At 71.2% G+C, this 20,321-nt stretch carries 20 protein-coding genes and 1 pseudogene; 5 read left to right on the top strand and 16 right to left on the bottom strand.

Features of this window, described 5'->3' with window-relative positions:
• Positions 1-69: 69 nt before the first annotated feature.
• The 4 genes and pseudogenes from IH44_RS0129320 to IH44_RS44690 all read right to left on the bottom strand — a co-directional run.
• Positions 70-3,516: an AAA domain-containing protein gene (locus IH44_RS0129320; RefSeq protein WP_157852505.1), complete on the bottom strand. Its 3,447-nt coding sequence runs from the start codon at positions 3,514-3,516 to the stop codon at positions 70-72.
• A gap of 564 nt (positions 3,517-4,080) precedes the next feature.
• A complete protein-coding gene (locus IH44_RS0129315) occupies positions 4,081-4,332 on the bottom strand; it encodes a hypothetical protein (protein WP_030462777.1) in 252 nt (83 codons plus the stop codon).
• Positions 4,329-4,682 (bottom strand): hypothetical protein, encoded by a 354-nt coding sequence (locus IH44_RS0129310; RefSeq protein WP_030462776.1) that lies wholly within the window; start codon positions 4,680-4,682, stop codon positions 4,329-4,331. Before IH44_RS0129310 ends, IH44_RS0129315 begins: the two co-directional genes overlap by 4 nt.
• 169 nt (positions 4,683-4,851) lie before the next feature.
• A pseudogene (locus tag IH44_RS44690) lies at positions 4,852-5,008 on the bottom strand (DUF255 domain-containing protein); the annotation flags it as partial.
• 320 nt (positions 5,009-5,328) lie between these two features.
• Here IH44_RS44690 and IH44_RS0129305 point away from each other — a divergent pair.
• Complete coding sequence (locus IH44_RS0129305) at positions 5,329-5,895, top strand: Uma2 family endonuclease (RefSeq protein ID WP_030462775.1); 567 nt, start codon at positions 5,329-5,331, stop codon at positions 5,893-5,895.
• A gap of 94 nt (positions 5,896-5,989) precedes the next feature.
• Here IH44_RS0129305 and IH44_RS49840 read toward each other — a convergent pair whose 3' ends face one another.
• From IH44_RS49840 to mca, 3 genes are read right to left on the bottom strand one after another with little or no spacing between them, the layout of a single operon-like run.
• On the bottom strand, positions 5,990-6,094 hold the full coding sequence (locus IH44_RS49840) for a DUF255 domain-containing protein (protein WP_369795010.1): 105 nt from the start codon (positions 6,092-6,094) through the stop codon (positions 5,990-5,992).
• Positions 6,091-6,282, bottom strand: a complete 192-nt coding sequence (locus tag IH44_RS0129300; protein WP_030462774.1) for a hypothetical protein — start codon at positions 6,280-6,282, stop codon at positions 6,091-6,093. Before IH44_RS0129300 ends, IH44_RS49840 begins: the two co-directional genes overlap by 4 nt.
• 60 nt (positions 6,283-6,342) lie before the next feature.
• Complete coding sequence (gene mca, locus IH44_RS0129295) at positions 6,343-7,212, bottom strand: mycothiol conjugate amidase Mca (RefSeq protein ID WP_030462773.1); 870 nt, start codon at positions 7,210-7,212, stop codon at positions 6,343-6,345.
• A 157-nt stretch (positions 7,213-7,369) separates the two neighbouring features.
• On the opposite strand from mca, the gene IH44_RS0129290 reads away from it, so the two are divergent.
• Together IH44_RS0129290 and greA are read left to right on the top strand one after the other, a co-directional pair.
• Positions 7,370-7,795, top strand: a complete 426-nt coding sequence (locus IH44_RS0129290; protein WP_030462772.1) for a DUF4307 domain-containing protein — start codon at positions 7,370-7,372, stop codon at positions 7,793-7,795.
• Positions 7,796-8,128: 333 nt separating this feature from the next.
• The gene (greA, locus tag IH44_RS0129285; protein ID WP_030462771.1) at positions 8,129-8,626 is read left to right on the top strand and encodes a transcription elongation factor GreA; all 498 of its coding nucleotides are present in this window, start codon (positions 8,129-8,131) and stop codon (positions 8,624-8,626) included.
• Positions 8,627-8,797: 171 nt separating this feature from the next.
• Here greA and IH44_RS0129280 read toward each other — a convergent pair whose 3' ends face one another.
• The 3 genes from IH44_RS0129280 to ilvA all read right to left on the bottom strand — a co-directional run bounded on the left by IH44_RS0129280 (position 8,798) and on the right by ilvA (position 12,149).
• Entirely contained in the window at positions 8,798-9,658 is an 861-nt protein-coding gene (locus IH44_RS0129280; protein ID WP_030462770.1) for an ABC transporter permease, read from the bottom strand.
• A gap of 1 nt (position 9,659) precedes the next feature.
• Positions 9,660-10,691: a daunorubicin resistance protein DrrA family ABC transporter ATP-binding protein gene (locus IH44_RS0129275; RefSeq protein ID WP_030462769.1), complete on the bottom strand. Its 1,032-nt coding sequence runs from the start codon at positions 10,689-10,691 to the stop codon at positions 9,660-9,662.
• Positions 10,692-10,937: 246 nt separating this feature from the next.
• Positions 10,938-12,149, bottom strand: a complete 1,212-nt coding sequence (gene ilvA / locus IH44_RS0129270) for a threonine ammonia-lyase (RefSeq protein ID WP_030462768.1) — start codon at positions 12,147-12,149, stop codon at positions 10,938-10,940.
• Positions 12,150-12,276: 127 nt separating this feature from the next.
• Between ilvA and IH44_RS0129265 the strand changes: the two genes are divergently transcribed.
• The gene (locus tag IH44_RS0129265; protein ID WP_030462767.1) at positions 12,277-12,726 is read left to right on the top strand and encodes a MarR family winged helix-turn-helix transcriptional regulator; all 450 of its coding nucleotides are present in this window, start codon (positions 12,277-12,279) and stop codon (positions 12,724-12,726) included.
• A 35-nt stretch (positions 12,727-12,761) separates the two neighbouring features.
• Here IH44_RS0129265 and IH44_RS0129260 read toward each other — a convergent pair whose 3' ends face one another.
• On the bottom strand, positions 12,762-13,916 hold the full coding sequence (locus IH44_RS0129260) for a cystathionine gamma-synthase (protein WP_030462766.1): 1,155 nt from the start codon (positions 13,914-13,916) through the stop codon (positions 12,762-12,764).
• A 209-nt stretch (positions 13,917-14,125) separates the two neighbouring features.
• On the opposite strand from IH44_RS0129260, the gene IH44_RS0129255 reads away from it, so the two are divergent.
• Complete coding sequence (locus IH44_RS0129255; RefSeq protein ID WP_030462765.1) at positions 14,126-14,494, top strand: cupin domain-containing protein; 369 nt, start codon at positions 14,126-14,128, stop codon at positions 14,492-14,494.
• A 7-nt stretch (positions 14,495-14,501) separates the two neighbouring features.
• Here IH44_RS0129255 and IH44_RS0129250 read toward each other — a convergent pair whose 3' ends face one another.
• The 5 genes from IH44_RS0129250 to IH44_RS0129230 all read right to left on the bottom strand — a co-directional run bounded on the left by IH44_RS0129250 (position 14,502) and on the right by IH44_RS0129230 (position 20,259).
• The gene (locus IH44_RS0129250; RefSeq protein WP_051817486.1) at positions 14,502-15,002 is read right to left on the bottom strand and encodes a DUF1203 domain-containing protein; all 501 of its coding nucleotides are present in this window, start codon (positions 15,000-15,002) and stop codon (positions 14,502-14,504) included.
• A gap of 124 nt (positions 15,003-15,126) precedes the next feature.
• Positions 15,127-16,134, bottom strand: a complete 1,008-nt coding sequence (locus tag IH44_RS0129245; RefSeq protein ID WP_030462763.1) for a hypothetical protein — start codon at positions 16,132-16,134, stop codon at positions 15,127-15,129.
• 449 nt (positions 16,135-16,583) lie between these two features.
• On the bottom strand, positions 16,584-17,867 hold the full coding sequence (locus tag IH44_RS0129240; RefSeq protein WP_030462762.1) for an Ig-like domain-containing protein: 1,284 nt from the start codon (positions 17,865-17,867) through the stop codon (positions 16,584-16,586).
• A gap of 135 nt (positions 17,868-18,002) precedes the next feature.
• Positions 18,003-18,329, bottom strand: coding sequence for a hypothetical protein (locus IH44_RS0129235; RefSeq protein ID WP_030462761.1), 327 nt, complete (start codon positions 18,327-18,329; stop codon positions 18,003-18,005).
• 505 nt (positions 18,330-18,834) lie between these two features.
• Positions 18,835-20,259 carry a cystathionine beta-synthase gene (locus tag IH44_RS0129230; RefSeq protein ID WP_369795009.1) on the bottom strand — a complete coding sequence of 475 codons (1,425 nt, stop codon included), beginning with the start codon at positions 20,257-20,259 and terminating at the stop codon, positions 18,835-18,837.
• Between the last annotated feature and the right edge of the window lie 62 nt (positions 20,260-20,321).

Raw genomic sequence — 20,321 nt, 5'->3', positions numbered from 1 at the left:
ACGGGAACCACGGCCCCGGACGACGTGTCCGGAAACGGAGCCCGCCGAGGGCGAGCACGAGCCTGACGGCTACAGCGACGGCTGCTTTCCGAGGTACCCGGCCTCCTCCGGGCGCAGAGCCTTGCGTCTGTCGCAGCCGACGGTGCCGGTGGTGCCGTCGGGTTTGGTCACGGCCATGCGGGTGGGACAGGCCCAGACGAAGTAGCGCTGGGCCGGGTGGTTGGTCGTATGCGGTGACCTTGCGGGGCGCTGCTTGGACGGGATCGTGTACTTGCGCAGCTCGGCCTGGTCTCCGTGGTCGGGGCAGACGGGCGGGTGGAGCAAGAATTCGGCGTCCTCGTGATCGAGGATGTGGCGGGCGAAGCGGCGCCCCCGGAACGGGACCATGATCTCGCGGCGCCCCTGCCCGCCGGGCGCATGGGACAAGGTGTTGAGGCTGCCGAGGAAACAGAGTTGCTCGTCGATCACCAGGATCTTCTGGTGCATGTCCTTGATCTCCACCACCGTGTCGGCCACCGCCTTGAGTTCCGGCAGTCGGCGGGCGGCGTCGGCCGCGGTGTCCGGCTTCGCCAGCTGGCCCTGCAGCAGGCTGTCGCTCTCATTGGTGACGAAGAGGTGGATCCGCACACCGCGGCGGCGCGCGTCGTGCAGGTGCGGGAGTACCTCCCACATGCGCTTGGTGTACCAGGGCGACCAGAGCCAAATGCTGTGGCGGGCCTGGTCAATGGCGTCAAGGGCATCGGGGTAGTAAGTGTCCTCGTCGTGGATGGCGGTGTACCGGACATGACCTTCGAAGGCCCGCCAGATCTCCTGTTGCAGCGAGTTCAACCCCGGCGACTCAGCAGCCGGCAGGCCGAGGAGCTGATCGGAGCGGACTCCGCGCACCAGTGCCTCGGGCTCCGCTCTCGCCATGTCCCGTAGCTGGGCCAGGACCGTCCCGTTCTCCGCCCTTGCGACGGCGTCCCAGGCCGCGAGCACGTAGACACGCTGACGAGCCCGCGTCGCACCCACGTTGAAGAGCCTGGCACCGTCCCTCGGGTACGACCGCGCGTCCTTGAAGTCGCCGACAGCTGCCCATCCCGCAAGCACACCGTCCTCCACCAGATCCAGGACGACCACGTCGAACTCCCGGCCCTGGAACCGGTGCGCGGTGCCCACCTCCACCTCGGGGCTCCGGAAGAGGCGGCCCTGGTCGTGGAGCCAGTCGTGCGTCACCTGGGCCTGCAGTTTGTACGGCGTGACGATGCCGACGCTCTCGCCCTCATCGTGGTGGCGCTCGGCCAGTGCGGTGGCCAGCAGGCTGCCGGCCACCCACCAGCGGCCCTTCTCACCCGGCACCCGCCTCACGGAAGCGATTCCGTCGTCTTCCTCACCGAGCCCGTCGGTCGTGACCAGGACGATCTCCGGATCGAGACCCCGGTCCCGCACCGGGCGGGCCGACCTGAGCATGCCGCCGTAGACGATCCGGTTGACCAGATCGGTGGTGTCGGGTCCGAACCGGTGCGTGGTGAGCAGCGCCGCGCAGCCAGGGTGCGCCAATGCGTCGGCGGGCGTGCGGATGCCCACCAGCTCGAAGCAGTCCGTACGAATCCACCGCTCCAGCTCCGGCTGCTTCGGCACGCGCTTGGGCATGACCGGGCCGAGCTGGCAGAAATCGCCGAACAGGACGACGGTCTCCCGGGCCTTGGCGACCGCGACGATCAGTTCGGGCAACAGCGCGGCCCCGGCCTCGTCGACCAGGACAACGTCATAAGGCCCTTCGGCCACGGTCCGGTTGAGCCGCAGCCGGGCGAGCGTGGTGGCGACCACGTTCGCCCTGCGGATCAGCTCGGGTTCGGCTTGGGAGCGTCGGCGTGCCAGCTCCCGCACGAGCCGCTCGTGCTCGCGCTCCAGCTCGCCTTGCCTGGCCAGCAGTCCGGCGCAGGAGGCCTGCAGTTCCCGAAGCCGGACAGTCAGCCGGGGAAGGCCGGCGTTGTCGGAGACGGCCACCAGATCGGCGTCCCCGGGCTGAGGGTGGTGATCCTGCTGGGCCGCACGCAGTCGGTGTCCGGCGGTCTGCGCCGTCTGCCGGGCGAGGGCGAAATCTTGGTCCACCTTGGCCTGGTCGGCGGCGGTCGAATCGATCAATGCCAGTTGCAGGCGCAGCGCGGTGTCATCGACGGGGTGGGCTGCCGCCCGTGCCTGAGCGATGTGGCGGCGCAGCACGTCGTGGTGGGCGGCGTAGGTCCCGGCGGCTTGGACGACCTGCTGGTGGAGGGCGTCACGGCGTCGGCCCTGCTCGGCTCGTTCGCGCTGGATCTCGCCACGTCGCCGTCTGGTCCGCAAGCGACTTCGTCCGTCGAGTTCGCGTTGCTCCGTGTCCAGAGCGGCAAGAGCGGCCTCGGCGTCGAGCAGGGCCGCCCTCAATTGCCGCTGGCTCTGCTCGCCCTTCCCGATCTCGGCCCGCCACTTCGCCACCTGTTCCAGCAGAGCCCGCTGAGGTGCCCAACTTTCCCAGCGCGTCAGCGCCTCCCGGTGATCGACGGCAGCCCGCTCACTCCGGGATCGGGCGCCGGCCTCGCCCATTTCGGCCGCCTCCAGTTCGGTGGCGAGGCGCTCCACCAGGCGGCCGTGGGCAAGGCGTCCCTTTGCCCGCTCGTACGTGTCGGGATCAAAACCGGCGAGTCGGGCCTCCGCATCGCGCAGTTCGGTCAGCTCGGGTTCGCCGGCCAGGGCGGCGAGTTGCTCGGTGACGTCTTCCACCGCTCGCTCGGCTTCTGCCACCTTGGCGCGCACCAGCAGGGGTAGCGAGACTCGCGGGTCCTCGGCCACGTGGCGGAGCGCGGGAGAACCGACTCGGACCATCAGGCCAGGTGGCAGCGAGGAGCGGTCCTTGAGCACCCCCTCCAATGCGTTGTCCACCGCCACGTTGGTGCCGGAGACCAGCAGAACCCGTTTGCCCCGCAGAGCCAGGTCGCTCAACGCCCGGGTCAGCACAGTCGTCTTACCGGTCCCAGGTGGCCCCCAGACCAACCGCAGGCCTGGCGAAGTGCAGGCCAGGTACGCCTGTGCCTGACCGTCCTTCAACACACCGTCGCAGGCCGAGGCATCCGACGGTGCGACCGCGTCGATCCGGCCCCCGACCAGTCGCTCCGTGAGTCCGTTGACCGGCAGGGTCGCCAACGCTTCCCGCAGCGAGCGCACCAGGAAGTCGAGCGGTCGCCGCACCGCCCACAGCGACATTCCGCTCCGGGGCGCGTGGGTCGCCACCTGAAGTCGCACCCGCTCCGACTCGACCCGCCAGCCGAGTACGGTGAAGGACCGCCCCCGCTGATCGTCGGGCCCGGCCCCGGTGGCCAGCCGCATGTCCTGGAGGTCGTCGGGGTCGATCCGGCTCGCATAGGTGGGCAGTCCGTACCAGCCGTCCTCCAGATAGTGGACGTCCCCGACCTTCGTGTGCCTGGGAGACTCCGCACGGCCACCGGAACGGCCCTCACCAGCCAGCACCTGGTCCACGGCCTGGACCAACTGCTCCATCCACTGCGCCAATGTCCCCCCACCTGGACACGACAACGCCACGTGCGCAAATCATCCCACGCCGGTCACTCCACGTGTGCGCTTGTTATACAAATCACCGCACCCACTGCGACGAGGGGCGAGGAAGGGCGCGATCAGCAGTGCGGCCAGAAAATGCCCTGTCCCCTACCTCTGATCGACCGCCGCTGGGCTACGGGCACACGGCCCTCAGCGACGTGGATCCAGCCGCCGTACATGGCCCGGTCGAGGACCTTTTCGAAAACATGCCAATCTGCCTGATGCCCACACGCGTCACACCGGTTCGGATGGAAGCTGCGACCTCGCTGCCATGCCGGCCGGTCCCTCAGCTGTCCACGGAGACCGATCTCGCTGCCGGACGCCGACAGGATGGTGCGAGCCGTCTCAACGGCTTCGGGAAAGTCCGTGGTCGTGAATTCGTCGCCGCCCGGCTGGTGGGAAGGTAGCAGCGCGAATACCCACCGGAACGAGAATGAGCACCGCTCACAGGGTGCGTCGTAGGCCAATACCTCCACTCGCAGCAGCACAGACGGGTGTCCTTACGACCTATAGGTACGTGACCTGGACGATGTAGATCTGCTCGTGTCGTACGACGGTCAGGTACTCGAACATGCCGCCGGGGACGTCGGCTGTCTTGCTCTTGGGGTTCTCACCCCGGTACGAGGTCCCGTCGAGGTAGAGGACTTCCGCAGCTCGAACCAGCTCGTCAGCCTTCCTCTCGACTTCGGCGACGAAGGCCGGCGGCGCTCCGCCGATCACGTATTCCTCACTGGGGAGGTACTCCCAGGACCACGTCATTCGCCCAGTACCTGGTAAGCGGCTCGGATGATCTCGGCAGCGGTGAGAGCATGACGCCGGGAGTCATCAGGATCCTCCGCCACTTGCATGAGGTACTCGGCCCTGCGGAGCTTGGAGGCTGTCACTGGATGCCGTTCGATCTCAACCACGACAGCCCACCGCAGAAGGAACCCCCGGAGAGGATCGAGGGTGTCGGAGTCGATGGCCTTGGTGATCGCTTCAGCCTGCTCGGTCTGCATCTCCAACAGACGGTCCGGGGCCACGACGGCAAGGGCAGCCTTGAGGGCGGTGATGGTCCGCTCCGGGCGCGGGATCAGCTCTTCGGCGCGGTGCTCCGGCTGTGCGGTCACGTCTCCTCCGTGCAGGTAGGCCGATACCACGCTACAACGCGGCAGGCCCGCTGATCCGCCGATTCGGTGACACGACGGCCTCCGCCTTCCAGGCCATCACCATTCATGTCCGTCTCAGTACTGTTCGACAACGCTCCAGGTCAGAACTGCCGGTTGTCTTCAGCTACTGGCACCAGTGACACGCCGCGTACCCCACGCTCAACAACACCGGCACCCCTGCCGCTCCGCCTCCGCGAACGCCTCGGGCCCCGCTCCCACCAGTCGACGGGGTTCTCGACGCGCTGCTGCAGGTACGGGGAGGTCGCGTGGGCCAGCCGGTTCGCCATGGCGGCGGCATCCCAGCCGACCGCTCCCGGGCGAGGGCGCCCCTCCCGCACGCCGGCCTTCCGTCAGAGCAGGGGTCCGCTGCGGGCCGTCCTCCTGCATCGACCTGAGTGCTGGAGGGTTCCGTGCTCCGTGGTGTCGTGATCGCCTTCCCGTCGATACGCCGAAAAGGCCGCGTACCCCGCGGGGAACTCGGTGCGCATGGCCGCGTCGACGCGCTGCCACGGGTGGGCCGTCCGATCCGTGGAGCGGATCCAAGGGCCGCAGAACAGTACGCTGAGCCCAGCAGCACCGGGCCCGTCGAGCCAGAGGAGGTACGCCGATGGCCGCCGAGATGGTCACTCCCGAGTGGATGCACCACCAGATCACCGCTGACGAGTACGACTCCTGGTCCGAGGAGCAGTGCACGGGTATCGAGATCGTGGACGGGATGGTCGTCGTGAGCCCGAGTGCGTCCAAGCGGCACAACCGCTTGGCCCGGATCCTGGCGAACGCCCTGGATGCGGCCGCCGGTCCGGACTGGAACGCCGACACGGACTTCGATGTCCGGTTGCAGGACGTGCCGCTCACCAACCGGCGACCCGACGTCGCGGTCTACCGAGCTGAGACCATCGACATCACACCTACCCGCCCGGAGCACGTCCTCCTGGTCGTCGAGGTCGTATTACCGGGCTCGGAGACCACGGACCGCATCGTGAAGGCGGATCAGTACGCCCAGGCCGGCATCGCCTTCTACTGGCGGATCGAGCAGACCGCCAACGGCGTCCCCATCGTCTACACCTACCTCCTCGACCCCGCGAGCCGGTCCTACCGCGACGCGGACGTGTTCACGGGCACGGTCAGGGCAACCGCTCCGTTCGCGGTCGAGGTCGACCTCAGCGAGATCTGACCCGCCCTCCGAGCGCATGACCGGTCAGCCTCGGGCGAGGCGGCAGCCGGTCTTCAGCTCAGGCGACGACATCCCGAGCCGCTCACCGTACGTGTCAATGCCGGCACCCCCGCAGCTCCGCCTCCGCGAACGCCTCGGGCCCCCACTCCCACCAGTCGACGGGGTTCCCGGCGTGCTGCTGGAGGTACCGGGAGGTCAGTCGTCCTTCGGGTCCGGTTGCTCGGTGAAGTCGATCTTCTTGAAGCGGGCGTTCATGGACTTGAGGAGGAACCAGGTGGCGATGCCGAGGGCGGCGAAGACGACGAAGCCGAGGAGGCCGGGGGTGACCTTGGTTTCGTCGAGGGCCAGGGCGGTGGCGAGCTGGGTGGGGTTCACGGGGGTGCTCATTCCTCCATGGTGACCCGGCCTTAAGGCGGCCGGGTCACCGGGGGGTGGTACGGGGTGGGGTTACTTGCGGAGGCCGGCGAAGAGGTCGGTCTCGGGGAGGTCGGTGTCGACCAGGGACTTGGCGAGTTCGTAGTCCTCGGTGGGCCAGACCTCGCGCTGGACGTCGAGCGGGACGCGGAACCAGGGCCCGTCGGGGTCGATCTGGGTGGCGTGGGCGATCAGGGCCTTGTCGCGGATCTCGAAGAAGTCCCCGCACTCGACCCGGGTGGTGATCTCCCGCTCGGCGCGGCCGGACTTCTCCCAGCCCTCGATCCACTCGCCGTAGGGGGACTCGTGGCCGTTGGCGCTGAGGTAGGCGTGCAGGGCGCGGATCCGGCCCATCGGGAAGCCGTGGTTGTAGTAGAGCTTGGAGGGCTGCCAGGGCTCGCCCGCCTCGGGGTAGGCCGCCGGGTCCCCGGCGGCGTCGAAGGCGGCCATGGTGATCTTGTGGGTCATGATGTGGTCGGGGTGCGGGTAGCCGCCGTTCTCGTCGTACGTGGTGATCACGTGCGGGCGGAACTCGCGGATCAGCTTGACCAGGGCCCCGGCCGCGACCTCCACCTCCTCGAGGGCGAAGCAGCCCTCGGGCAGCGGGGGCAGCGGGTCGCCCTCGGGCAGGCCCGAGTCGACGTAGCCGAGCCAGGCCTGCTGGACGCCGAGGATCTCCCGGGCGGCGTCCATCTCCTTGCGGCGGACCTCGTGGATGTTCTCCTCGACCCACGGGTCGCCCTGGAGCTTGGGGTTGAGGATCGAGCCGCGCTCTCCCCCGGTGCACGTGGCGACCAGGACCTCCACCTCCTGTGACACGTACATCGCCATGGTGGCGGCGCCCTTGCTGGACTCGTCGTCCGGGTGCGCGTGCACCGCCATCAAACGCAACTGCTCGCTCAACGCCTGGTCCCCTTCAGGTACAGGTATGTCCGGTTCGTCGGGCCGGCTCCCCCGCCGCCTCTGGCGCGGACGTGCCCCTCCTATAGTGACGGACTGAAGGGCCGGTCCATTCCCACCGAAGGACGAACGCCCCTCAGCGAAAGGACCGAGCCCCGCCATGGACCACAGCCCTACGCCCCGGACCCCGGCCGCCCCGCCGGCCGGCCGCTACAGCCGGACCGACGACCGGGCCGCCGACCGCAAGCTGCGGATCGCCGCGGTGGTCTGCGGCGTGCTGTTCCTCGGGCTGATCGCCTGGCTGGGCGGCTCGTACCTGCTGCGGGAGACCAAGCTGAACGGGACGGTGCCGACCTTCCAGGCGGTGTCGGACACTGAGCTGCAGCTGCAGCTCTCGGTGCGCAAGAGCGACGGCACCGCGGGCGTCTGCACGGTCCGCTCGCAGGGCGCGGACGGCGCGGTGGTCGGCCAGTCGGACTTCCAGGTCCCGGCGGCGGGCAGCAGCTACGTCGAGGTGGTGACGCTGCGCACCACCGCCCGCGGCACCACGGCGGAGCTGCTCGGCTGCACCCCCGGCAAGAAGTAGCACCGCCTCCGGCAGGAAGTAGCGCCGCCCGCGACGAGAAGCAGCGCCGCCCCCAGCGAGGAGCAGCGTCCCGCCCGTAACGGCGGGGGTGACGCCCCGCCCGGCCCGCTCGCTCACCCTTTCGGAGGGGTCGCCGCGCGCGGCGGCCCCGGGCCCGGCGGGCGGGCTGCCCGGAGACCTCCCGTCCAGGCCGGGAACTTGTTAGGCTCGTGATTTCGCCCCTTCCACGCCGGTCGGCACGGGAGCGGGCGTTGCTTTGCATCTGCCCAGAAAATCGACCCACCGCCACCGGTCCACCCCCGGGGCGGCGCCAGCACCGACGAGGAGCACCCTGTGACCCAGACCAACGATGACGTGACCTGGCTCACTCAGGACCACTACAACAAGCTCAAGGCCGAGCTTGACCAGTTGACCGGGCCCTGGCGCATCGAGATCGCGAAGAAGATCGAGGCCGCACGCGAGGAGGGCGATCTCAAGGAGAACGCCGGCTACCACGCGGCCAAGGACGAGCAGGGCAAGACCGAGGCGCGGATCCGCCAGCTGTCCCAGCTGCTGGAGCGCGCGAAGGTCGGCGAGGCCCCGGCCGACTCGGGCGTGGTGGCCCCGGGCATGCTGGTGAAGGTCGCCTTCGACGGCGACCTGGACGACACCATGGAGTTCCTGCTGGCCTCCCGCGAGGTCACCGACGGCGACATCGACGTGTACTCCCCGCAGTCGCCGCTGGGCCGGGGCATCATCGGCAAGTCGGTGGGCGAGGACGCCCAGTACGAGCTGCCGAACGGCAAGAAGGCCAGCGTGAAGATCGTCGACGCCAAGCCGTTCTCCGGCTGACCGCCCCCCGCAGGGCCCGCGCGGTCCGCAAGGCACGCGCGGTCCGCAGGACCCGCAGGGCCCGCACGCACGACGACGGCCGCTCCCCCGGGTGGGGGGAGCGGCCGTCGTGCATCCGGCGAGCGGTCCGGCGGCCTGGCGGCCGGACGGCCTGGTGCTCGGACGCCCGGTTCAGCCCGCGGCGCGGCGGTACTTGCGCACCGACAGCCAGGAGAACACCGCCAGGATGACCAGCGACCAGCCCACCGACACCGGCACCGGGTGGTGCATCGGCCAGTAGTCCGGCACCGGGCCGAGCGGGTTGCCGAACAGGCTGCGGCAGGCCTGGACGGTGGCGGAGAACGGGTTCCAGCAGGCGATCGGCTGCAGCCAGCTCGGCATCGAGCTGACCGGTACGAACGCGTTGGAGACGAAGGTCAGCGGGAACAGCCAGATCAGGCCGGCCGAGGTGGCCGCCTCGGGGCTGCGCACCGACAGGCCGATCAGCGCGCCGATCCAGGAGAAGGCGTAGCCGAGCAGCAGCAGCAGGCCGAACGCGGCGAGCGCCTTGGGGAAGCCCTCGTGGATCCGCCAGCCGACCAGCAGCGCGACCAGGGCCAGCACGACCACGGTGAACGCGGTCTGCACCAGGTCGGCCAGGGTGCGACCGGTGAGCACGGCGGCCCGGGACATCGGCAGCGAGCGGAACCGGTCGACCAGGCCCTTGGTCATGTCCTCCGCGATGCCGGCCGAGGCGCCGGCCACCGCGAAGGTGACGGTCTGGGCGAAGATGCCGGCCATCAGGTACTCGATGTACGTCTGGTGGTTGGTCGGGGCGCCGGGGATGGCGATCGCGCCGCCCATGACGTACGAGAACAGCAGCACGAACATGACCGGCTGCATGAGGCCGAAGACCACGATCTCGGGAATGCGGGTCATGCGACGCAGGTTCCGCTTCGCCACCACCCAGGAGTCGTGGGCGGTGGCGGCGACGCCGCGGCGCGGGGTGACGGGGGCGCCGCCGATGGCGCCCCGGGTGTCGGCGAGTGTCATCTCAGGCGTCCTTCCCCTGGCCGCGGCGGCCCTTCCCGGCCGCCACAGGCGTGTCGTCCCCGTCTCCGGCCGCGGCGTCCGGGCCCGTCCCGTCCTCGGTGGCGTGGCCGGTGAGGGAGAGGAAGACGTCGTCGAGGGTGGGGCGGCGCAGGCCGATGTCGTCGATCTCGATGGAGCGGGCGTCCAGTTCGCGGATGGCGTCGGCGAGCACCCGGGCGCCGCCGCTGACCGGGACGGTGATCCGGCGGGTGTTGCGCTCCACCGTGGGGTCGCCCTTGGCGTAGGGGGTGAGCGCGGCGACCGCCTCGGGGACGAGGTCGGCGGCGCGGACGACCACCTCGATGCGTTCGCCGCCGATCTGGGCCTTGAGCTCGTCGGCGGTGCCGCGGGCGATCACCCGGCCGTGGTCGACCACCGCGATGTCGTGGGCGAGGCGGTCGGCCTCCTCCAGGTACTGGGTGGTGAGCAGCAGGGTGGTGCCCTGTTCGACCAGGGTCTCGATGACCTCCCAGAGGGCGAGCCGGTTGCGCGGGTCGAGGCCGGTGGTGGGTTCGTCGAGGAACATCACCGGGGGCCGGACGACCAGGGCGGCGGCCAGGTCGAGGCGGCGGCGCATGCCGCCGGAGTAGGTCTTGGCGGTGCGGTCCATGGCCTCGGAGAGGTTGAACCACTCGAGCAGTTCGAGGGCCCGGCGCTTCGCGTCGCGGGCGCTCATCTGGTAGAGCTCGCCGACCATCTGGAGGTTCTCACGGCCGGTGAGGTACTCGTCGACGGCGGCGTACTGGCCGGACAGGCCGATCAGGCTGCGCACCTTGTTGGGGTGCTTGAGGACGTCGACGCCGGCCACGGTGGCCCGGCCGGAGTCGGGTTGGAGCAGGGTGGTCAGGACGCGGACGGTGGTGGTCTTGCCCGCGCCGTTGGGGCCGAGCAGCCCGAGCACGGTGCCCTCGGGGACGTCCAGGCTCACGCCGTCCAGGGCGCGGACGTCACCGAACGTCTTGACCAGGTTCTCGGCTTCGATGGCTGCCGCCATGGGGCTGCCTCATCTCCTGATGCGAGTCGGTTCTGGAAGGAAATCATCCGATTTGTTACCCGGGCCCGCCTGCGGCAAGCTCGCGATACATCGCAAGATGCTTCCACTCGCGATATATCGCGTCAAGCGTCGCAGGTGAGACAGGTCACAGCCTCGCAGCCGCCACTGACAATCCCCCGGAGAGCGCCGGCACCGGCACCGGCGCGGTACCGACGCAGCACCGGCACCACGCCGGCGCCCGCCGGCTCAGCGGCTGACCACGTACCCGTCCTCGCGCAGCTCGCCGATCACCGCCGCGCAGTGCTCGGGGCCCTTGGTCTCCAGGTGCAGGTCCACCTCGACCTCGGCCAGGCCCAGCTGCGGGTCGATCCGCACGTGCGCGACGTCCAGCACGTTGGCGTCCACCCTGGTCAGCACGCCCAGCAGGTCGGCCAGCGCGCCCGGCTTGTCGGCCAGCCGGACCCGCAGCGACAGGTAGCGGCCCGCCGCGGCCAGGCCGTGCCGCAGCACCCGCTGCATCAGCTGCGGGTCGATGTTGCCGCCGGAGAGCACCGCCACCACCGGGCCCTCGAACCGGCCGGGCTCCGCCATCAGCGCGGCGATCGGCGCCGCCCCGGCGGGCTCGACCACCAGCTTGAGCCGCTCCAGGCCGACCAGCAGGGCCCGGGAGAGCGCGTCCTCGGAGACCGTCAGCACCCCGTCGGCGAGGGCGTTCACCACCTCGAACGGGATGTCGCCGGGGCGGCCGACCATGATGCCGTCCGCCATGGTGGCGAAGCGCTCCAGCGCGACCGGACGCCCCGCCGCCAGCGAGGGCGGGTACGCGGCCGCCGCCGCGGCCTGCACGCCGATCACCCGGACGTCCGGGCGCAGCGCCTTGACCGCGATCGCCACGCCCGCCAGCAGCCCGCCGCCGCCGGTGCCGACCAGCACGGTGCGCACCTCGGGGCACTGCTCCAGGATCTCCAGGCCGACGGTGGCCTGACCGGTGATCACGTCCCAGTGGTCGAAGGGGTGGATGAAGACCGCGCCGGTCGCCTCGGCGTACTCGCGGGCGGCCCGCAGCGCCTGGTCGACGTTGGCGCCGTGCAGCCGGACCTCGGCGCCGTACTCGCGGGTGGCGGCGACCTTCGGCAGCGGGGCGGCGACCGGCATGAAGACGGTGGAGCGCACCCCCAGCAGCGCGGCCGCCAGCGCGACGCCCTGCGCGTGGTTGCCGGCGCTGGCGGCGACCACCCCGGCGGCCCGCTCGACCGGGGAGAGCCCGGCGATCCGCACGTACGCGCCGCGCAGCTTGAACGAGCCGGTGCGCTGCAGGTTCTCGCACTTGAGGTGGACGGGGGTGCCGGCCGTCCCGGAGAGGTGGCGGCTGGTCTGCATCGGGGTCACCCGGGCCACCCCCGCCAGCATCTTCTGCGCGCCCCGGACGTCGTCCACCGTGATCGGCCACCTGTGCATGGGGGCCAGCGTAGGGCCCGTGCGGCGGGGATCCCCGGACGAAGCCCCGGGGCGCGCGTGGTTCCGGTGTCCGTCCGGCGCGCGTACGCTGCTGGTCACGAGTCGCCCGCACCCCCCGTGAGCCGCGATGAGCCAGTCTGCGCCCGATCAGCCCTCCGACCCCGACTGTCCGGACCCGGACGGCCAACTCCCCTACCAGGTCGCGGTGTTCGCCCGGCGGATCAGTGTCGCCGGGGAGCTGGACCGGGCCTCGTTCCTGCTGCTGGAGCAGCTCGCCGCCACCGGCCCGGCCAAGGTGAAGACGCTGGCGGCGGCGCTCGGGGTGGACTCCTCGACGGTGACCCGGCAGGCCGCGCCGCTGCTGCGGGAGCGGCTGGTGACGCGGCTGCCGTACCCGGCGGACCGGCGGGCGGTGCAACTGGCGCTGACCCCGCTGGGGGCCGGCCGGCTGGCCCAGGTACGACGTCGGCGGCGGGAGTTGATCGGCGAGCTGACGGCGGGCTGGACGGCCCGTGAGCGCGCGGTGTTCTGCGCGCTGCTGGCCCGGTTCAACGACGGCCTGCTGGGCCGCCGTTGAACCGGTGACCGGCCCTGCCGGTCCTTGACGGCCCGTCAGCCGAGGGCCTGCTCCAGGTCGGCCAGCAGGTCGGCGGCGGACTCGATGCCGACCGAGATCCGCACCAGGTCGGCGGGCACCTCCAGCGGGGAGCCGGCCGCGGAGGCGTGGGTCATCCGCCCGGGGTGCTCGATCAGCGACTCCACGCCGCCCAGCGACTCGCCCAGGGTGAACAGCTGCGCCCGGTTGCAGACCTCGACGGCGGCCTGCTCGCCGCCCGCGACCCGGAACGACACCATGCCGCCGAACGCCTTCATCTGCTTGGCGGCGACGTCGTGCCCGGCGTGGGTCGGCAGCCCGGGGTAGAGCACCTGCGTCACCTTCGGGTGGCCCGCGAGCAGTTCGGCGACCTTCTCGGCGTTCTCCGAGTGCCGGTCCATCCGGACGCCGAGCGTCTTGATGCCGCGCAGCACCAGCCAGGCGTCGAACGGCCCGGCCACCGCGCCCATCGCGTTCTGGTGGTAGGCGACCTCCTCGGCCAGGCCCGGGTCGGCCACCACCAGGGCGCCGCCGACCACGTCGGAGTGCCCGCCCATGTACTTGGTGGTGGAGTGCACCACGACGTCCGCGCCGAACGAGATCGGCTGCTGCAGGTAGGGGCTGGCGAAGGTGTTGTCGACCACCAGCTTCGCGCCGGCGGCGTGCGCGATCTCGGCGACCGCGGCGAGGTCGGTGATGCCGAGCAGCGGGTTGGACGGGGTCTCCACCCACACCGCGCGGGTGGTCGGACGGATCGCCTCGCGCACCTTCTCGGGGTGATGGGTGTCGGCGACGGAGAACTCGACGCCCCAGCGGGTCAGCACCTTGGCGAACAGCCGGAAGGTGCCGCCGTAGGCGTCGTTCGGGATGACGATGTGGTCGCCGGGCTTGAGCAGGGTGCGCAGCAGGGTGTCCTCGGCGGCCAGCCCGGAGGCGAAGGCGAGGCCGCGCGCGCCGCCCTCGATCGCGGCCAGGCACTCCTCCAGCGCGGTGCGGGTCGGGTTCGCGGAGCGGCTGTACTCGTAGCCCTCGCGCAGTCCGCCGACGCCGTCCTGCTTGTAGGTGGACACCTGGTAGATCGGCGTCACGACTGCCCCGGTCCGGGGGTCCGCTTCCTGGCCCGCGTGGATGGCGAGGGTCTCGAAGCCGTGGGAAAGCTGGTGCTCGGTCATGCCGCCGAGCCTAGTGCGACGGGTGGGCTTCCCGGCGCGCGACGCGGGACGGAGGCGCCGGGGCACGGCGCGCGACCCGGGACGGAGGCGGTCCGGCGGCCGGGGTGGCCGTCCCGCGTCGCGCCCGGACCGCCGGGTGCCGAGGATGGAGGGATGGGCCGCGCTCCGGCGGCGGAGCGCGGGACGTTCTCGGCCGGAGGTGAACGGTGATGGCCGGGTTGGTGCGGATGAGTCTCGACGAGCCGGAGGAGGTCCGCCCGTTCGAGGGCGGCAAGGGACAGCTGGCGCTGGTGAACCTGGCGGCCGGCGGCGTCGGCCGGGCGGTGTTCGAGCCGGGCTGGCGCTGGTCGGAGCACGTGAAGCCGATCGCCGGCACCGACAGCTGCCGGGCCTCGCACACCGGGTACGTGATCTCCGGCCGGATCCGGGTGGAGATGGACGACGGCGAGGCGGCGGAGTTCGGCGCGGGCGACTTCATGCTCTGCCCGCCCGGCCACGACGCCTGGGTGCTCGGCGACGTGCCCTGCGTGATGCTCGACTGGCAGGGCTACGCCGACTACGCCAAGCCGCGCGCCTGAACAACGGCTACGCGCGCCGGACTTCGTGCAGGAAGCAGCCGAACTCGACGGCCCGCACGTGCAGCACGGCGGTCGCCGGGTCGGCCAGCAGTTCGGCGGCGAGGGACGGGAGTTCGCCGGGCTCGCCGAGCCGGCCGCCGAGGATCCGGCCGTCCGCCGCGTAGGCGCGCAGCACCCGGGGGCCGCCGTGGAAGTCCTCCGGCCAGCCGCCGGGGTGGCCGGCGCACGGTTCGGCGTGCACGAAGACCGGCCCGGTCTCCAAGTACGGCCCGGGGTCGCAGCCGGTCTCGGCGGCCCAGCGCAGCAGCGGCGCGTAGGACAGCAGGGTGATCCGCTCGCCGGGCCGGGCCCTGGTCAGGCAGCAGCGCAGCGGTTCGCCGCCCTCTTCGGTGACGGTGGCGGTCCGGGTCTGCCCGGCGTCGTCGGTGCGGCGCAGCGCGTCCAGGACGGGGGCGGGCACGGCCCTGGTCTCGATCCCGGCCGCGGTGCCGGTGGTGGTGGTGTGCATGCCTCCAGCCTGCGCGGGGGCGGGGCCGCGGTCCGGCGGCTTTTGGACGTCGCGCTGCGCCGCGGCCCGCCGCGGGGGTGTTCCTCGCGGCGGGCCGGGGTGGTGCGGGGCGGTTGACGAGGCGTCAGGTCAGCTGGGGGGCGAGGCCCTTGATCTCGTCGAAGGCGAAGCCGCTGCGGTTCATCGACTCGGCGGTGTCCCGGTCGATGCCGAGCCGCTGGAGTTCGGCGTACTGCGACTCGGTGAGCGGGGCGGCGGGGCCCTGGTCGAAGCCGGAGCCGGTGGCGCCGTCCCCGAGGTCTCCGCCGGACATCGAGGAGAACGCCTCCTGGAGTCCGTTCATGTCGAGTTCGGTGGCGCCGGTGGGGGCGCTCTGCGCGGCGCCGTCGGTGGAGATGCTGATCCGCAGCGGGAGGTGCGCCGACCAGTCCGACGTGTCGGCGAACTGGGCGATGTCGAAGGTGATCGCCTGCGGGCGGCCGTCCTTGAGCTGCACGTCGGCGGAGAGCTTGCGGTCCGGCACGTCGCTGAAGTCGCCCTTGGCCGGGAGCTTCGGGTAGCCGGGGATGCCCTTGGCGACGCCGGTGACCGACGTGTACAGCGCCTCGACCAGCGGGCGGGCGGGCGCGGAGACCCGGATCACGTCGTCCGCGTCGCCGCTCTTGCCCAGGTCGGCGAGCGTGACGTTGTCGGAGAGGGCCTCGGTGAGCGAGTTGCAGAAGCCGTTGAGCACGGACGGGTCGAGGCTGGGGGCGGCCTTCGGGGTGGCTCCCTTGCCGGCGGAGCCGGACATCTGCCGGGAGAACTCCTCGAACTTGTCGGTGTCCACCGAGATCCACTTGCCGCCGACCAGGTCCTTGAGCGGGGCGGCCGCGGGCGGCAGCTGGTCGAGGGCCGACTCGAACTCCGAGCTGTCCTCGCCCGCGAGCTGCGCGATGCCGCGGACGTCGACCTTGAAGTAGGCCTTCTTGCCGATCAGCCGGATGTCGGCGTAGGTCCTGCCGTCCTTCTTGCTGTTCAGCGCGTAGCCGACCGAGGCGCCCTGGAGGCCGCCGGTCCCGGTGCCCGCGGTGTCGCAGCCGCCCTTGGCGCCCTGGACGTCCTTGAGCGGCTTGTCGTAGCCGACCGACACGGACAGCTTCAGGTCGGAGAGCAGGTCGGCGGCCTGCTTCTCGATCGGGTCGCCGGTCGCCTTGCCGAACTCGACCAGCTGGGAGGAGGTGGCGTCGAGCGAGAGGTCGACCGTGACGGTCCTGGCGTCACCGAGCTTGTCGAACGCCTTGCCCAGCTTCTGACCGGCGCTCAGCTGCTCGACGGTGCCGCAGGCGGCGAGCCCGCCGCCGAGCAGGACGGCTCCGGTGGTGACGGCTATGCCCGCGCGGACGGTGCGGCGGCGGATGACGGTGTTGATGGCTTGGCTCCTGCTACTGGAGACGGTTCGGGCCCGGTCGGCCCTGCCGCGGAGGCAAGCTCAGCACGATGACGCGTCCCCCCGCACGCGAATATTTTTACCATTCGATGAGGACATTCTCAGACGGCCCCCATCCGTCCGTGCCCGAACCCCGTCCCCGTGCGGACCCGTCAGACCGCGCTTCCGGCCACCCAGTCCGCCCAGGCCATGTTCCAGCCGTTCAGGCCGTTTCCGGGATTCACCGTGCGGTCGCCGGAATTGACCACCTCGACCACGTCGCCGATCATCGAACTCGCGTAGAAGGCGGCCGCGTCGGTGCTCGGGTCGTTGCCGCCCTGGACGTCCTGCAGCGCGATGCAGCCGTGGCTGGTGTTGTCGTTGCCGAACTGCGAGGCGGGCGACCAGTAGTTGCCGTGGATGAAGGTGCCCGAGGTGGTCAGCCGCTGGGCGTGCGGCACGTCCGGGATGTCGTACTCGCTGCCCAGGCCCACGGTGCTGGAGTTCATCCGGGTCTGCTGGTACTTCTCCGAGATCACCAGCTTGCCGCCCCAGGTGCGGTGTTCGGGCGCGCCGCCGATCACCGGGTAGGTGGCGGTGACCTGGCCGTCGGTGCGGACGGTGAGGGTGTCGGCCTTCAGGTCGGCGGTGGAGACCTGGCTGCGGCCGACGGTGAAGGTGACGTCCTTGGACTGCGTCCCGTACACGCCCCTGGCTCCGGCGACGTCCTTGAGCCGCAGCTTGAGGGTGACCTTGGTGCCCTTCGCCCAGTACTCCTGCGGGCGGAAGTCGAGCCGGGTGGAGTCGAACCAGTGGCCGACGATCTCCACCGGCGGGTCGGCGACCACGGTGATCGCCTGCTGGACGGCCTTCCGGTCGGTGATCGACTTGTTGAAGTTGATCGACACCGGCATGCCGACGCCGACGGTGGAGCCGTCCTCGGGGGTGAAGTAGCCGACGAAGGTGTTGGCCGGGGAGGCGGTCGAGAAGCTCGCGTTGGCGTCGGCCGGGCGCTGGTCCTTGTCCACCGCGGCGGCCGCGACGGTGTACGTGCTGCCGCTGGACAACTTGGCGGTGGAGGTCCAGCTCGCGCCGTCCGCGGCGAGCTGCCCCGCTATCGCCCGGCCCGCCCCGTCCGTGACGGTCACCGAGGTCAGGGTGCCGTCCAGCACGGTGACGGTGACCGGCTCGGTGAACGGCGCGGCGGTGGCGCCGTCCGCGGGCTTGACGGTGATCTGCGCCACCGAGGCCTTCGGGCTGGTGGACGGGCTCTCCGTGACCGCCCCGCCCCCGGCCGGAGCCGAGCCGGAAGCACCCGCCGCCCCGGACTTCCCGCCGCCCCCCGAACAGGCCGCGACCAGCAGGACGGGGGCCCCCAGCAGCCCGGAGAGCACCCCGCGCCGGCTCCAGTTGCCGCCGCGCGGCCGGTCCTGCTTCTCCGGTGCGGTCACGTCCATGCTCCTCGGTCCAAGATCACGCATTTATGTGCAGATCGTACGAGAGTACCCAAGGGTGAGGCAGAACGGACAAAAGCCCGGTCCGGGGGTACCGGACCGGGCTCTCGCACGGGGTGGAACGCGGTGGGACGGGTGTCACTGCACCTCGTACTCGTCCCAGCTCTCGTCGTCGGGGTCGTAGTCGGTGCTGGCGGACTCCCAGGTCGCGGAGGCGAGCTCCACGCCGGGGACGTCGCCGAGCAGGGCCACCGGGTCGACGAAGTGGGCGAGCGAACCGGTCGGGTCCACCTCGATCGCCTCGACGGCCTGGGCCCGCTCGTCGTCCTCCAGGTACTCGTCCTCGGCGACCTGGGTGAGCGCGGCGGCCTTGAGGGCCCCCTCGTCGGTGATCTCGGCGATCAGCTCGATGGTGAGGCGAACGTAGCGCGGGGCGTCCTGCTCGGGCAGGTCGGTGCTGGTCATGTCAGCGAGCCTAGGGCCTCGCACAGCCTTCCGGAAACGAGGCCGGGGCGGAGCCGGGAGCAGAGCCCCGGGCGGACGGTGAACGGCGGCGGAACGGGGCCGGAACGGCCGCGGGCACGAGGAAGGGCCGGCCCGGGCGAACCCGGACCGGCCCTTCCTCCTCCGCTCGGACTCCCCCACCCGGGAGCTCGCGGAGCCGCGCCTCGCGGCGCGATCTCTTGCCGCGGGAGCCGCCGCACCCTGGTGAACAGGGGCGGGACGACGACGCCTCCCACGGTCCGGACACAGTGGGCCGGGTCAGGCCGACCGGTCGTGTCCCTGGCGGCCGCGGGGGACGGGGAGCCGCTCCCGTCCTTCCGCTGCCACCGCTTTCGGCGTTCTTGCCGTGCTTCAAAGATGCCGTGCCCGTGTTAACCCGGTGATGCGCAGTTGTGACGTCCGAGTACCAACTGTTCCGGGGCCCGGGATCCCACCCGGACGGCGGGCGCGGCCGGCTGAGCGGGCGTCAGTGGCCGGCCCGGGCGGTCAGGAAGGCCAGCAGGTCCTGCCGGGTCACGATGCCCTGCGGCTTGCCCTCGACCAGCACCACCACCGCGTCGGCCTTCTCCAGCACCGCCATCAGGTTGGTCACCGACTCGCCGGAGCCGACCACCGGCAGCGGCTTCGACATCACCCCGTCGAGGGTGTCGGTCAGCTGGATCCGCCCGCTGAACAGGCCCTCCAGCAGCTCCCGTTCGACCACCGAGCCGACCACCTCGCCGGCCATGATGTCCGGGTGCCCGGCGCCCGCGGAGACCACCGGCATCTGCGAGACGCCGAAGTCCCGCAGCACCCGGACCGCCTCGGCGACCGTCTCGCCCGGGTGCATGTGCACGAACTGCGGGATGCCCTCGTGCTCGATGGCGTCCTTGCGGGCCAGCACCTCGCCGATGTGCGCCTCGTCGGTGGCGGTCGGCAGGAAGCCGTAGTCGGCCATCCAGTCGTCGTTGAAGATCTTCGACAGGTAGCCGCGGCCGCCGTCCGGCAGCAGCACCACCACGACGTCGTCCGGCCCCAGCTCGCGGGCCACCTCCAGCGCCGCCACCACGGCCATCCCGCAGGAGCCGCCGACCAGCAGGCCCTCCTCCTTGGCGAGGCGGCGGGTCATCTGGAACGAGTCCTTGTCGGAGACCGCGACGATCCGGTCCGCGACCTGCCGGTCGTACGCGGTCGGCCAGAAGTCCTCGCCGACGCCCTCCACCAGGTACGGCCGCCCGGTGCCGCCCGAGTACACCGAGCCCTCCGGGTCGGCGCCGACCACCTGCACCTTCCCGCCGGAGACCTCCTTCAGGTAGTTGCCGGTGCCGGAGATCGTCCCGCCGGTGCCGACGCCCGCCACGAAGTGGGTGATCCGCCCCTCGGTCTGCTCCCACAGCTCCGGTCCGGTGGAGTGGTAGTGCGAGGCCGGGTTCTCCGGGTTGGAGTACTGGTCCGGCTTCCACGCGTTCGGGGTCTCCCGGACCAGCCGGTCCGAGACGTTGTAGTACGAGTCCGGGTGCTCCGGCGCGACCGCGGTCGGGCAGACCACGACCTCCGCGCCGTACGCCCGCAGGGTGTTGATCTTGTCCGTGGACACCTTGTCCGGGCAGACGAAGATGCACTTGTAGCCCTTCTGCTGGGCCACGATCGCCAGCCCCACCCCGGTGTTGCCGCTGGTGGGCTCGACGATGGTGCCGCCGGGCTTGAGCGCCCCGGAAGCCTCCGCCGCCTCGATCATCCGCATGGCGATCCGGTCCTTCACCGAACCGCCCGGATTGAAGTACTCGACCTTCGCCAGCACGGTGGCGCTGATCCCCTCGGTGACCTTGTTGAGCTTCACCAACGGGGTGTCGCCGACCAGCTCGATGATCGAATTGTGGTACCGCACGGGGGTCCTCCCGGTCGATGGCATCACTGATTTACCCGAAACCCCCAGCCTAGGGCCCGCCCCGCCCCCGCACCGCCAGCCTGCCC

It is taken from the genome of Kitasatospora sp. NRRL B-11411 (assembly GCF_000721345.1).
Taxonomy (GTDB): Bacteria; Actinomycetota; Actinomycetes; order Streptomycetales; family Streptomycetaceae; genus Kitasatospora; species Kitasatospora cineracea.
Note: the sequence above shows the minus strand (reverse complement) of the source record. Positions and strands in the feature narration are given on the sequence as shown.

Bases quoted from the DNA above. Each gene is read 5' to 3' on its own strand.
- IH44_RS0129320 (WP_157852505.1), bottom strand. From the start codon at position 3,516: ATGGAGCAGTTGGTCCAGGCCGTGGACCAGGTGCTGGCTGGTGAGGGC.
- IH44_RS0129315 (WP_030462777.1), bottom strand. From the start codon at position 4,332: ATGACGTGGTCCTGGGAGTACCTCCCCAGTGAGGAATACGTGATCGGC.
- IH44_RS0129305 (WP_030462775.1), top strand. From the start codon at position 5,329: ATGGCCGCCGAGATGGTCACTCCCGAGTGGATGCACCACCAGATCACC.
- IH44_RS0129300 (WP_030462774.1), bottom strand. From the start codon at position 6,282: ATGAGCACCCCCGTGAACCCCACCCAGCTCGCCACCGCCCTGGCCCTC.
- IH44_RS0129290 (WP_030462772.1), top strand. From the start codon at position 7,370: ATGGACCACAGCCCTACGCCCCGGACCCCGGCCGCCCCGCCGGCCGGC.
- IH44_RS0129280 (WP_030462770.1), bottom strand. From the start codon at position 9,658: ATGACACTCGCCGACACCCGGGGCGCCATCGGCGGCGCCCCCGTCACC.
- IH44_RS0129275 (WP_030462769.1), bottom strand. From the start codon at position 10,691: ATGGCGGCAGCCATCGAAGCCGAGAACCTGGTCAAGACGTTCGGTGAC.
- ilvA (WP_030462768.1), bottom strand. From the start codon at position 12,149: ATGCACAGGTGGCCGATCACGGTGGACGACGTCCGGGGCGCGCAGAAG.
- IH44_RS0129265 (WP_030462767.1), top strand. From the start codon at position 12,277: ATGAGCCAGTCTGCGCCCGATCAGCCCTCCGACCCCGACTGTCCGGAC.
- IH44_RS0129260 (WP_030462766.1), bottom strand. From the start codon at position 13,916: ATGACCGAGCACCAGCTTTCCCACGGCTTCGAGACCCTCGCCATCCAC.
- IH44_RS0129255 (WP_030462765.1), top strand. From the start codon at position 14,126: ATGGCCGGGTTGGTGCGGATGAGTCTCGACGAGCCGGAGGAGGTCCGC.
- IH44_RS0129250 (WP_051817486.1), bottom strand. From the start codon at position 15,002: ATGCACACCACCACCACCGGCACCGCGGCCGGGATCGAGACCAGGGCC.
- IH44_RS0129240 (WP_030462762.1), bottom strand. From the start codon at position 17,867: ATGGACGTGACCGCACCGGAGAAGCAGGACCGGCCGCGCGGCGGCAAC.
- IH44_RS0129235 (WP_030462761.1), bottom strand. From the start codon at position 18,329: ATGACCAGCACCGACCTGCCCGAGCAGGACGCCCCGCGCTACGTTCGC.
- IH44_RS0129230 (WP_369795009.1), bottom strand. From the start codon at position 20,259: ATGCCATCGACCGGGAGGACCCCCGTGCGGTACCACAATTCGATCATC.